The 13,995-nt window shown below is 34.8% G+C and carries 8 protein-coding genes; 6 read left to right on the top strand and 2 right to left on the bottom strand.

Annotation, left to right across the window (positions count from 1 at the left end; genetic code table 11):
- Nucleotides 1–8 precede the first annotated feature (8 nt).
- From ACRDEC_RS13180 to ACRDEC_RS13155, 6 genes are all read left to right on the top strand, one after another.
- Nucleotides 9–3,005, top strand: coding sequence for a hypothetical protein (locus ACRDEC_RS13180; RefSeq protein WP_431498824.1), 2,997 nt, complete (start codon nt 9–11; stop codon nt 3,003–3,005).
- 15 nt (nt 3,006–3,020) lie between these two features.
- Entirely contained in the window at nt 3,021–3,581 is a 561-nt protein-coding gene (locus tag ACRDEC_RS13175) for a hypothetical protein (protein ID WP_431498823.1), read from the top strand.
- Between the two features lie 17 nt (nt 3,582–3,598).
- A complete protein-coding gene (locus ACRDEC_RS13170) occupies nt 3,599–5,071 on the top strand; it encodes a contractile injection system tape measure protein (protein ID WP_431498822.1) in 1,473 nt (490 codons plus the stop codon).
- 25 nt (nt 5,072–5,096) lie between these two features.
- Nucleotides 5,097–8,657 carry a hypothetical protein gene (locus ACRDEC_RS13165; protein WP_431498821.1) on the top strand — a complete coding sequence of 1,187 codons (3,561 nt, stop codon included), beginning with the start codon at nt 5,097–5,099 and terminating at the stop codon, nt 8,655–8,657.
- Nucleotides 8,658–8,694: 37 nt separating this feature from the next.
- Entirely contained in the window at nt 8,695–9,969 is a 1,275-nt protein-coding gene (locus tag ACRDEC_RS13160) for an ATP-binding protein (RefSeq protein WP_431498820.1), read from the top strand.
- An 897-nt stretch (nt 9,970–10,866) separates the two neighbouring features.
- A complete protein-coding gene (locus ACRDEC_RS13155; RefSeq protein WP_431498819.1) occupies nt 10,867–11,049 on the top strand; it encodes a hypothetical protein in 183 nt (60 codons plus the stop codon).
- Between the two features lie 84 nt (nt 11,050–11,133).
- Here the strand turns inward: ACRDEC_RS13155 and ACRDEC_RS13150 are convergent, their stop codons facing one another.
- Entirely contained in the window at nt 11,134–12,186 is a 1,053-nt protein-coding gene (locus tag ACRDEC_RS13150; protein ID WP_431498818.1) for a restriction endonuclease, read from the bottom strand.
- Between the two features lie 192 nt (nt 12,187–12,378).
- Nucleotides 12,379–13,995 (bottom strand): protein NO VEIN domain-containing protein (locus tag ACRDEC_RS13145; protein WP_431498817.1); only part of this gene is annotated, 1,617 nt, incomplete at its 5' end.

Here is a 13,995-nt window from a genome sequence, read left to right as displayed (position 1 = left end):
AATATATCATGGAAGCATATAACACACCTATTTATCCGGTTTTTGAAGCGGATCAGGTTTTAAGCCAAAAAGAGCTCAATCTTGTTGTGAGTCACTTAGAGGAACAAGATCGTATTACCCGAAAAAACCTCACCGGATTAGGAATTGTTTGCGGATTAGAACTTTCTTTTCCCACTTCTAACACTGTTAAAATTGCCTGCGGGACAGCAGTTATCTCTTTAGGATACCAAGTTAACTGGAAAGAAAAAACACTTTCTCATTATCACAATTTCGAAATATCCGATCAGTTTTTACATGCCGATTACATTCGGGAACCGTATTTAGATAATATTTTTAAATATGCCGCTCAATATGAACCTATAAAAAATGTTCCTGAGTTATTGGAGTCGGATTCGAATGTGGTCAATAAGCAGCCTCTTCCGGTCAATTTCTTTAATGATAAGGTGGTTGTTTTATTTTTGGAAGTTACCCTAATTGATCAAAAGAATTGTGTGACGACCAATTGCGATGATAAAGGAAAAAGAATCGAATTTAATCTTAGACCGTTAGTTATTCCAATTAATGAGTTTACCAAAGGATTAATGCAGGAAAACAAACCCGCCGAAGTTTATACGAAACTAAGCTTTCCAAGATATAATGTTCCTTACACCAATATTATCACAGGCACACAAGTTTTAAACGGTTTTAAAAAAGTATACAATGATGCTTCGGTAATAGCGATTTCAAACGCCATTGATAATGTATACGAAGACCACAAAATTATTCTGACGCCACAAAGCAGTTTGTCGGTGTTAGATAACAGTAAAGCTAAAATTGATGCGATTGTAAATATTCATAAAACAGGCACCAATGTTCAATATCTCTGGGATTGGATTTCCGATGTTGTTCAGGCGTATAACGAGATTATTGCTTTCAGGGAAATTTATCCTACCGTGTGCTGTGTTAACGAAGGACTGTTCCCGTTTCATGTGGTTTTAGGAGGAGATTCGGCCTTTGCCAACACATTCAGAACACCCTTCATCCGTACTTTAAATGCAACTAAAAAAGAACAAAAGAAATTAAAACAACTAACGTTGCTTTTTGAAAGACTGGCACATATTCTTAATTCTTTTAACATTCAAAATAACAGTAAAATAAAAATCACTCCTTCTTCTTACGGTAATATTCCTCTATCAGAAAAAGCGATCCCGTTTTACTATAATGATATTTTGGATCTAAATGAAAGATGGAATCCAGTACTCACGGAAAAAAAGAAGAACGATACGATTCTTTCTTATCATTCTGATATAATCAATTATACCAATAAACTTGCCGTACAAAAACCATTGTTATTCGACATTGAACCGTATAATTTCTTTAGGATTGAAGGTCATTTAGGAATGAATTATAAAAAAGCGATAAAAGACCTTAATCTTATCAAAAACAGCTACGGACTTCCTTTTAAAATAACGGCATTGAATGCGGTTGATTTTGTTGGAAAGGATGTCGATATCTTAAAGTTTGAAGGACGTTGGGACGATTTGGAAACCGATTATGATTTAGCACGAAAAAGAGTGTACAACATTACCGAATTTGTCATCAAATGGATGGATTTGAGAAGAAATGTACTGGCTGACAATAATATTATGTCGCACCAGAATATTGATAATTTCAAAAATATTTTGGCACAAATAAAGAATTTGCTAACGAATGATTTGAAAGAGTTTCTGCCAAATTATAAATCTTTTTACGAAATATTCAAACAGTTAAACCATGTGTTTTTATTTCACAGATGGTGCATCCAGTTGTTCAATCCTGAATTGACAACTATTGCGGAAGATTTAATAGACAGAATGGACGATATTAATGAATTGTTTTTAGAAGATCCGTTTACCGTTATCTACGAAGAAGCCAACATAAGATGGCAAAAAACGTATAAAGATTTATTCTTTTCCACATTCTTAAAGAAACATCCGGGATTAGAACATAAAGCAGGTGTGACCAAAGGCGGGACATTTGTACTGGTTTATGTAGATACTTCTATCTTTAAAGCGGTTGCACCACCATTATTCCATGCCAATTTGCTTGCGGCGGTTACAGCCTATAAGGACAACATTCCTATTGCGGCCAGCGTAAAAGATGATTTGATTAATAGTGTAAAACTTACGGATTATAAACCGCAGATAAAAACAAAACCAGCACTTAATTCTGCCAATAAATGCAAAGACGAAGCGGATAATATTAAAAACGATTTGTTAGAAATTGCCAAGTATAATATGGATGCCAATTATACGGTTGAAATGAGCGGCTATATTCTTGAAAACTTAAAAGATGTTTTACAGTTTGAAGTCAGTGCAGCACCACAGGTTCCTTTCCAGCAATTAATTATTGCCGATTTCTTCCTTCCGTATTTATGTTGTGGTGATGGCAATACAATCGAAGTCAAAATTGAAGTCAAGGAGCCGTTGACCATTTCATTGGACGAATCTAAATATTGTAACAATGATGCAGACACCGATCATGAAGTAAAAATAGTAGGAAAATCAGGAGGGACATTTACAGGAACGGCAAAAGATGCGGTAACCCAAGTGAGTGACAAATACTATCTGCATCCTAATCATGCTTCCATCAGCACGCCAAATAAATATACATTACAATATGAAGTGGATGATGAATTGAGTAATACGGTGGAGTTTGAAATTTTAGCTCCAGCTGACCTGAAATGGCGTGCGCTCATAGATGCAGCTTTGCCAACTAAAATTAATTTCACCAACCTAATAGCAGGTGATACAAATGAGTATGAAATTAATTTTGGGGATGGGTCCGATAAAATAACAACTCACGAAACTACTATTTCTCACATTTACCCAGCCACTGAAGGCAATGCAATGTATACCGCCAGCATAAAACGATTGGAAGAAGTGTGTCAAAGTACGCAGATTATAGTAGTGGAAGTACTTGGAAGTTCTCATCCGAACGATTTTAATTCACCCGATTTTAATTCATCCGATTTTAGTACTAAATAATAAAAATAACAGATCATGGCAGCAAAAACAAAAGCAGTAATTATTCGTGATATTGACAATAAAATTGTTACGAATGGAAATATAAAAGCATTAGATACCAATGCGATTCTTAAGGATATTCTGGATTGTCAGGAGTTGAATACTTCAGTTGATGTGTTTAATTTTAAAGGGAAAGACCTGGCGTCAGCCCCTGCAGATTCCGGAAGGCTCAATTACTCGATTAGAGGAATAGTAGGATCATTCGCCAACATCACGTTTAAGATTTCGGTAGATAAAGACGGGGTACAGATTTTTGACTTTCCAAGCGACAACAAAGAGCTTGTAAAATTTATTAATCCGATTATAGATTCTGCCCAAAGCAATCAATTGAGTTTTTTGGTTAAAGTTGGGCCGCCATCGGAATCATCTACCAGTATTCCTGATTTCAGGATAGCCAATTTAAATCTTCTTATAGCAGAAAAAGGTTTTACATTCAGAATCAAATGTTTCAACATGGGTGCTGTTGGAGGAAATAGCATCCTGAACAAAGGAGATATTATTTTTACGTCTATCGCGATACACTGTCCGGTATTTTAATTTTAAAATTATAGGAAATGCATTTACTTCAGCAACATAATTTCGATATTCAGTGTTCTTCTCCAGAAATTGGGAAAGAAGTACAAGGTCAATTGAGTGCGTTGCTGGAGAAAGAATTTTATCCTAAACTTGAAATTTTGCTAAATCAGTACTCCTATAAAAATCACACTTGGAACATTGATTTAGTAGAACTTCAATTGCCGAAAATTTCGAGAAAAAACTGGAAAAGTGAGCTCATTCAGAAATCACTTCAGCAAATGGAAAATTATTTAAGAGAGTATAGTCCCGGTATTTCAACGCAATACAATGATGATATAATTGCTGCGAATTCTTTTGTTCCGAATAAAGAGTATGCCACATTTTTATTTTTCACTTTTTTAAAAACAGGCATATTGCAGGAAAACACAATTGGCAAAGATTTAGATAAAATTATAAATGAAATAGAAATCACTGCCGTTTTTCTCAAGCAACTAATTGCCATTTTTGAAGAAGAACCGAAGCATATCATCCGTTGGATTTTCTCTGTTCCCGATTCATTCAAGAAGAAAATCATGGAGTCCATCACCGGATTTCCATTGGCATTTAGAGTTTTTTTAGAGGAAATACTGCTTTCGGAAAAAGAAGCATCTGTTGAAATCAAACAATTTTGGAAAAGATTTCACGGAAATAAAGAACTGGCTTTACAATGGATAGAATTGATTCAATGGTTTAGTCATTTGTATAGAATAGGAAATACTAAAGAGCGTGTACTTAAAGAGTTTGAGAAATTTTCGAAGGAGTTTTGGGAGATTTCAGCGGTAGAATTAACCATGTTTTCCAAATCAATAGCGGTTGTTTTAAAAACAGAAAAGACGTTAGAGAATTATGAAATGGAACTGTTTTTTCAGACATTCAGCCAAAGTATTACTTCAAATAGAAAAGACAATTTACCTGATACAGTTGATTTGGAAACAGAATTTCCTAAATCTGAGGGCGCTGTTTTAGATGAAGCACTATACATCAACAATGCAGGATTAATTATTTTACATCCGTTCTTGAAGACACTTTTTGAACAGTTGGAATTGTGTGAAAATGACAATTGGAAAAACAAAATGAGTCAACATAAAGCCATTTTATTGACACAATATTTGATAACAGGCAAGAAAAAAATTCAAGAAAACGATTTGGTTTTGAATAAAATCCTTTGTGGTTTGTCTATAGAAGAAGTGATCAACACCAAGTTAAAAATAACGGCAGAAGAGAAAGAAAAATGTCGCAGTTTGCTTAAAGCGGTTTTAGAATACTGGAAAACCATGAGCAGTTCGTCTGTTGAAGCACTACAGGAAACGTTTCTGCAAAGAGAAGGAAAACTCGAAACAGAACGTGAAAACACCTATGAATTATGGGTTGAGGAAAAAGGATACGATATATTATTAGCGCAACTTCCGTGGGGAATTGGAATGGTAAAAACACCATGGATGGAAAATTATCTAACCTGTCACTGGAATTAATGTGGAATAAAATGAAGCCGGTATTATGAAAGAAAAAACAATTCCTAAAGCTAAGCCACCTAAAACTAAAAATCCTTTTTTTGGAGTTAAGAAAAAAATGGATGCTAAGCTAAATAAAGCTCCAAAGCGAGCTGTGGCACCTATTAATTTAAAGAAGAAACCCAAAAAAGACGCAAAGAATAAGGAAAATAAGAAAACGGCTATACAGACCTTACAAAAACCGGTTAAGGAAATAAAAACCACTTCAACAAAATACCAAAAACATAAAGACACTGATGTCGTAGTAAAAGAAACTCAAGGTGCCGCTATTTTACCTGCTGAAAAAACAAATAAAGCAGCTGCAAATAGAAGTCAGGTTGACGAAATGAGTGTGCAGAAGTTGAATCCTAAAGGGTTTGACAAGGACAAATTCAAGGATAAGTTACAGACAGAAATCAATGAAACGATTGAAAGCAAAGCTCAGGCTAAGAATGTTGGAACTAATGGTGTAGGTGAAGCAACCACAAAAGACATTGCCGACTCTTTAGAAGAAGAGAAAAACATTGCTTCGGGAGGAGTTGAGCAAAGTGCTATAAAACCTCCGGACTCACCGAAACCTCCACCTGGGGAAGTAACTGTAAATGAACCAAAAGGATTACTCAAAGAAGCTCCGGAAGCTAAGATGCTTACGGAACAAAAATCAGCATTAGCACCCAAAAAGAGACCGGCAGAAGAAACAGATCTGACAACTGAAACGAAAGTGTTAGATGACGATTACAAACAAAACAACCTTTCTCAGGACAAACTGCAAAACAGTAACGAACCAAAGTTTATTCAGGCGGATCAGCAAAAGCAGGATTCCCAAGCCAAGGCACAGGAACTGACGGATCAAACGAGGAAGAATGAAGCTAAAACTATTTCAAATACACAAGCCAAGGGCATAAAAGCTATTAACGGGGCTTATGGAGGTATGCTGCTTAACAATTCAACTATTAAAGGAGGGAGTTTTGATAAGCAAAAAGAAAAAAGCGCTGAAGAAAATAAAATTAGAAGTGATGTAAGCCGTGACTTAGATGCCATGTATAATTTTACCAATGGTCAGGTTTTGTCTTTTTTTAAGGAGATTGACACTTATATAGCAGATGTTTTCGGAGCGAGCATGACGAAGTATTTGGATAAATTTTCAGCAACAGTAGCGGAACTCCTTGAGGATAACACGGGTATTCTCGATGTAGGGATTAAAGTTATATCCGGTGATGAAGTATTAAGTGAAGTTCAGATATTCGATCAAGCCAAAAGAGATTTTATCGTGGACATGAGAGAACCGATAAATTCTTTGGTAAACAAAGTCGGTTCCTGTCTGAATTCAGCCATTAATGCCATTAAAGACGGTAAAAAGGAAGTAGATAAATATTGGAAGAACCAAACGGATGAAACGAAAAAAATTGCGGAAGATATACTCAAAGACACTGAAACAAAATTTGAAGAATTAGAAAGTTCGGTCGAAAGTAAAGAAGCAGAAGTAATAGAAGCAGTTACCGAAAAATTCAGTGCTGCTTTAGATGAAATGGACGAACGTTTTGAGAAGGCAAAAATAGAAAATATGAGTTGGCTTGATCGTGCCATTGCTGCAGTAAAAGCAGTAATCAATACGATAATTGAACTTAAAAATGCTATTAAGTCATTAGCCCAAAAAGCAGCTAAATATGCCGAAGCCATTATTGATGATCCGATTACATTCTTTGGAAACCTAGCGGACGGAGTTGGTCAGGGATTTACCAATTTCAAGAATAACATAGACAAACATTTGATTAAAGGAGTTTTAGAATGGCTAACAGGTTCTATGGCTGGATCAGAAATAACATTGCCTAAAGAACTTAATTTGGAAGGCATTACTAGTTTAGTGCTGCAAATTTTGGGTATCACGATGAAGAAAATTAAAGATTTGGTCATTGATGTTATTGGGAAAGAGCGTTTCGAATTTATTGAGAAAGGAGTTGATGCTACCTTAGCTGCAGGAAATAAAATCCTCAATATATTTCAAATCCTTAAGGAGAAAGGCTTAGCTGGATTGTGGGAATTTATCCAAGAAGAATTTAGCAATTTGAAAGAAATGCTTATTGAAAACGTCAAAACCTTTGTAGTAGAAACCATTACAATGAAGGCTTTGGAATACCTATTGTCGCTTTTAATTCCAGGAGCAGGGTTCATTAGAGCAGCACAATTGTTAATTAAGTTTGTGATTACCTTGTTTCAAAAAGCAGCTCAAATTATCAAAATTATTGACGGTATTTTAGACACTTTCGGAGATATATTGAATAAAAATCTGGGAGCAGTTATTGATAAAGTAGAAAATGTATTCAGCGGATTCTTGAGTTTAGCCATCAGTTTCTTAGCAGCAGTTTTAGGTTTAGATGGTATTGTTGGGAAAGTACAAAAATTCATCCAACAGAAAATCAGACCTAAGATTGATCAAATCCTAAAAAACATTGCCAACAAGATCAAAAAAGTGGTGGAGAAAATCGGTTTGACAAAACTGATAGATAAGTCGATGAAAGCGGTTGAAAAAGGCAAAGCATGGGTAGACGATAAGAAAAAGAAAGTAAAGGAAAAGGGCAAAGAATTAGGAGATAAAGTTTTGACTTTCTTAGGGTTGAAAAAGAAGTTCTCCTTAGGTGGTGAAAGCCACACGCTGCTTTTTGAAGACAAAAAAGGAGAGCCGGTGTTTTATGTACATAGTACTCCTTCCAAATACAAGGATTTTATCAAGAGTGTTACTTTTAAAGACAAATACACTAGAGGTAAAACAGTAAGCGATAAATATGGCAAAGCAACTCCTGCAGAGACAGCAAAAGAAGCGGGAAGAGTAGTTGATGTTGAGTTGGGCAAATACGAGAAAACACCTAATGAAGATAGAAAAAAATGGGGAAATGATTTGATAGATCACATGAATAATATTGCGGAAGTAATATCCAAATATGCAGAGACTGGCGATAAAGAAAAAGATGTGCCAAGTATCGTAGAATGGACTGCACTAAATCCTAAAGGATTAGGAAAAAAAGTAGATGCCAAACAGATTTCAGCAAATTATATTGAGGGGCAAGAGACAGCAGAACAAGGAGACGGCGGAGGCTTAACTGACGAATGGGATATCATCAGCCAGAATAAAGGCAATAATTCAAAGTACTATTATGTAAGAGGGCACCTTTTAAATGCTAAAGTTGGAGGAATAGTAAATAACACGAATTTGACTCCACTTTCGAAAGATACCAATGGACAGCACTTGAAAAATGTAGAAAGAGATGCTAAAAAAATCGTAACAGGTCAAAAATCAGCAAGCGATTCAAAATCCAAAACGAGTATTATTAGATATTCTGTAGAAGCAATTTACGGCCAACATCCAAAACGTGATTTGAAAAATCTTAGTGTAAAACGTCAACAAATTAGTGACATAGAAGAAACAAAAGGAGTGATTCCTACCTCTATAAAATTTAGTCTTAAGAAGTTGATGATTGAAGATGACAAGGTAGTTGTAGATCCGGATTTTGATGAAATCAGTGATAGTATTCCGAATGAGCTACCGCCAGTTGTGAAATTAAAAACGTAGATTTATCTGAAAATTACTCAGACAAAAACAAAAGAAAATGCCATTTAAAGCACTTAAAAAATACATTACATCACAACTTTCGGAAAAGAAAACGACGGAAGTTTATGATTTTAAAAACTCATTTAAAGAGGCGTTACAGAGAGAAACTTCTCATGATGAAGCCGCTATCTTACTGATTACTTTAGTGCCTCATGTTCTTCCTCATTTTTTTGATGAGGTCATTAAAAAATTACATCCGGAAGGAGGTGAACTCCCTGAATTTGGAGGTGTAAGAGAAGGAAATCACAGAGGTTTATTACCCACCGGAGAAACGATACTACATATTTTGGCTAAGGATGATTTGAATTACCGTCTTGAGATCCAACAGTTATTTTCTCAGGATCATTGGTTTTTTAAAGAAAATGTATTGCAATTGGAGGAAGTAAAAAATGGGGAACCTTTAATGAGTGGAAAGTTAGTCCTTTCGAAAGAGATGGTGCATTTGCTTTGTTATGGAGAGAAGCTGAAACCTAAATTCGGCGTTAATTTCCCTGCGAGAGAAGTAAATACGCTTATGGAATGGAATGATTTGGTAGTGAATGAAGTAGTGCATACTCAAATCAACCAGATCAAGCTGTGGATCAGACACCAGGAAGCATTGCTAACCGAATGGGGAATGAAAAAACACATCCTTCCAGGCTACAGAACTTTGTTTTATGGTCCTTCAGGAACAGGAAAGACATTAACTGCGAGCCTGCTGGGCAAAGAATTTGGACGTCCGGTGTACCGCATCGATTTATCTCAGGTTGTTTCCAAATATATTGGTGAAACGGAACAGAATCTGGAAAAAATATTCAATCAGGCGGAACACAAAGAATGGATTTTGCTGTTTGATGAGGCAGATGCTCTTTTTGGCAAAAGAACCAGTACTAAATCGTCTAATGACCGTTATGCCAATCAGGAAGTCAGCTATCTTTTGCAACGGGTTGAGCAATTCAACGGATTAGTAATTTTAACCTCGAATTTTAAAAATAACATTGACGACGCTTTTTTGAGAAGGTTTAATTCCATTATTAAATTTTCCAAACCTACCGCAGAAGAACGTATAAAACTGTGGACAAATGCAATTCCTAAAAATATAGCCGTAGAACGCAGTTTAATAGAGGAGTTGGCAGCTTATTATGAGCTAACAGGTGCCCAAATTGTTTCGGCAATCATGCATGCTTCGCTTTTAGCATTGGAAGAAAAAACAGAGATGTTATCCAAAGAGAATTTGCTGTTGGGAATAAAAGGAGAATTTGATAAAGAGGAAAGACATTTTAACGCTGTTTGATGGTATAAATAAAAAAAGCCCGACATATTGCTGTCAGGCTTTTAAAGCTCCCGAGGAGATTGTATTGTCGAACCAAATGTGTGAAGATTTGAAAAAAATCTATGATTTAAAGGCCTTCGTGAATGTCACGACATACAACGACATAATAAGTAAAAATCGCTAAAATCCAGATTCTCAAGTATAATAGCCTCCTATAATAACCTTGAACCTTAAAAAGAGCTGGAAATAGGTAGATAAATATTCTAGTAACCTAGGGAGAACGTAGGAATAGAAGCAGCCACAGGAACGGGAAAGACATACTTTCTGTCTCGTGTGGTTTACTGGTTCTTAGACGTTTACCCAGACAGCTTAGTAGTAACCTCAGCACCGAAGCGAGATCAGCTCAAACTCCATCTCTGGGCAGAAATAACTAAATCATTCAACAAGTTCAAGAAGATACGACCAAAGGCAGAACTGTTCTCACTCCGTACAATAGTAGAAGGACAGGACGATACAGCTACAAAGAAGCAACGCAATACAGATAGAGTTGAGGAGGAATCTGATTTATATACCATCTCAGGCTAGTCCGTAGATTATAATCAGATAAAAAGAAAGCGGCAAAAATGAGCAGTTTAAGACAAAACGTGCAAATAATTTTTACTTTTTTGATAGTTAGACATAAATATTTACGAAAAGTACAAAAGAGTACGTAAAAACACGTAATTATGTTTTCGAAATTTCGACATAAATTTTTTAGTTCGAAACAAGATTCAGTTTTTGTTTTGAAACAACCAGTTGATTTACACAATTGATACCTAATGTCTTGTGGTGACTGTAAGTCGTAGCTTTGCTTTTCTGAGTTTAATTAATAATTTGATTATGGTTATGTTGTTTTTATAACTTTTCAGAATGAGACACATGAGACACATTTTGGTAATCATTTCAAACCTTACACATCTGACACTTTTTAGTATGTTTGGTAAAGTTCATTCCAAATACTCATTCGAAAAATTGGAAGCTGAAATAGCTTTACTTGAAGGTACACTACTTAAAGAAAGTAAAAGCGTAGATTGGAAGTCCAGTATTCATATCATTAATTAATTAAATGAATAATCTAGTAGTTAGGTTTTTATCCTAGAAAGTTAGTGTGCTAAATTATGGCAAACGGCTGTTAGGCGCAGTTTATTATTTCTCAAATTCTTCCAAGTATTCAATAATGTCTTTAGTAACGTTTGCAGAATTTGTCATTTTAATAAATGTATCAGGTTGTCTTATACTCAAGAATTCAATCATAAACCAGTATTCATTCAAATGAATTGGTTTTAATTCATTCATTAAGTCGCAAGGGCAAGAATGATTGGTTTTAAAAACTTTATCATATACCTGTTCATAATATTCAGAATTTACCGAGTTTTCATTTTCCATTTCCGGTACAGTAATTTCAGTCTTTATACTCTCATCAATGAATATTGCTATTTGTTTATTCATTGAATATGCTATCATAATTTCTGTTATTGTACCAAATTGTTGCTTGTCTTCTAAATATGCAATTAAAAGATTTGATTGAGATATCATTCTAAAATCTGACTGAACTGTTTCTGATAAATAAATTCCTGTATGATCGCAACCTGCAAATTCTGGATGATAAAAACCAATTTTATTCTTCAGTTTTGAAGAATCTACTTCTAAATCATACCTCCATTTTGTGATTTCCCCTCTTAAAGCCACAGATGGCATTTTTCCAGCAGTGTAGATTTGTAAATCTGTTGAGTTTTTTATTGAATAAATTTGTTCGTTGCGTTCTTCATTTTCGAAATAAAATTTGTACAGACTTGGTTCCCTTTTTAATTGGCTTTCGAGCCAATCAATGTCGTTTACTAAAATTTTGAAAGGAAAATCTTTTCTTATTCCATTTATCCAATCTACAACGTTTGGCTTCAAAGTGTTTGACAGAATAACTAAATAATAATCTATTTTGTGCATTCTAACTTTATTTAGTTCTGAACTCAAATCATCAATCGAAAGATTAGTTTTAACTAATCTTTTACACTGAATTATCCAATTTTGAGTTTCTTTTGAACCAAAGAATAGTTGAGTTTGCTTTTGAGCTGTAATATCACGACCTCGATCGCCAGATCCTCCCATTCTTCTTATGTTGTAAAAGCCTTCGCTTCTCATTATGTCGGAACATAATTGTTCAAATCTCTCAGGAGAAATTTTATCCCAGTTAACTGTCATTTTCGTTTTTTTTAATTACACCTAACGTTTTCGGTCTTTATGTTCGTTCGGGTTTCGGAGCACAAAACTGCTAACTTGCACAGAACTTGAATAGAATCACAAAGCTTCAAGTTTGTACATCACCCGCCTGACTCAAAATCCATGTTACCGGTTCGGTTTTCTTTTTTTGATTGATAGTTTGATTTGTTAAAATTACATGTCTGTTCTTTTGATTTGCATGTCATAATTGCTTTCTACATACTTCAAAAGTTCAGATTCAAATCCGTCTAAATTTATTCCGTCTTTTATATAACCAGCTGGTATTAGTGTTCGGTAATCTCCATCTAAACTGAATTTGTCTATCTGATGTGCATTTGCATAAATGTCCACTAAGTGCCCAACCTTACTACCTAGGTCGGTATTAAACTTCATAAAATCAATAACACTTTCAATATTTTTAATTGCGTATTTATCAGCACCAGTGTATTTGGTCATATCAATCGAACACAAGGCAAAGCAATTCGGGTTTTCGTGTGCTCTTAAAGTTTGATTTCTGGAAATTCTTATTGGTGTTGTTTCAAGCCATTTTGATTTTACTTCAATGTAATAAACTGGTTTTTCGTCAACATAAACTACAAGGTCTTGACCATTTTGCTCACTTACAACTTTGGCATTTATATTTTGAGATAGTCTTTTAAGAAGCACCTCTTCCAAATGATTACCAATTTTCTTTTTGTACTGCATTTCTGCTTCCTCTTGCTGTTTTATGAGCAATGCATCTTCACCGAGCTTTATCAATTCGTCAAGATTTGGATTACCGGCAATACCGGCAAGTTTCTTTATTACAGCTTCATTCTGACTTAAAATAGTGAAGGATGCATCTCCATCGGCAAGCTGCACCAATATTGCCGATTTATTTCTTGATGTGGCTGGGAAAAGCCTTTCGTAAAGTTCACTTTTTTCTTGATCGGGCTTGAAATTTCTTATGATATCAATGATATTACTTCTATAAGGATGATTTTCCATGTGAATTTCATTTCCAGATTCACCGAAAAATCGTTCTTCAATTTCAGAAGTCAAATCCAATGCCTTGATGGATTTCATTTCATCATGAATCTTTTCAATAACTGCATGAGCAAGTTTTGCCCTAATCGGTTGGTTTGCTTCTACTATGTTGTCATACAAATCTTTTACAAATTCAGATATTTCGTTGTCTCTGTATATTGAACTAATTCCTTTTAAATCGTGAAGTTGATTCGGATAAACGTCATATCTTAAGAATATTTTTTTTAAATCAGCATAATTAAATGCTTCTTTTAAAATCTTGGCTAAATCATTTAAATTGAATTTTGTCCATTCGGAATCCTTATCACTGATATCATTCAAAAACACTTTGAATAAATCATTTTGCCCCTTTCTGATGTCAATATTATCCTCTCCAGGAATGGAAGGTAGAATGATTGGATTTAACTCTAAATCATAATGTTTCTCAATTAACTTAATCACTTTAACTGGACCGCTTATGGAATCTTCTTTGGGGATGATGCTTGCGTATTGAATCAATGATGCAAGATAATTTTCAGGTAGGTTAACCGAACGGGTATTTTCTTTTATGTGCTCATCCAAAGAAGTATTGATTAATTCCATATAATTCCTTCGGCCAAAATTTTCATACTCCAAACCCTCAAGCAAAAAGTCAGTATCAATTTGCCTGTTTGTGATTTTGTGATTGATTATGTCTGCTAGTGGAATTAGTTCTTTGGTCAAATCAACAGACCGGCTCAGTTCGAGTCGTTTTTTGAATTGCCCTTTAATGTTAGGTATTATGGC

It is taken from the genome of Flavobacterium sp. (genome assembly GCF_050696275.1).
Taxonomy (GTDB): Bacteria; Bacteroidota; Bacteroidia; order Flavobacteriales; family Flavobacteriaceae; genus Flavobacterium.
This window is presented reverse-complemented; position numbering and strand designations above follow the sequence as displayed.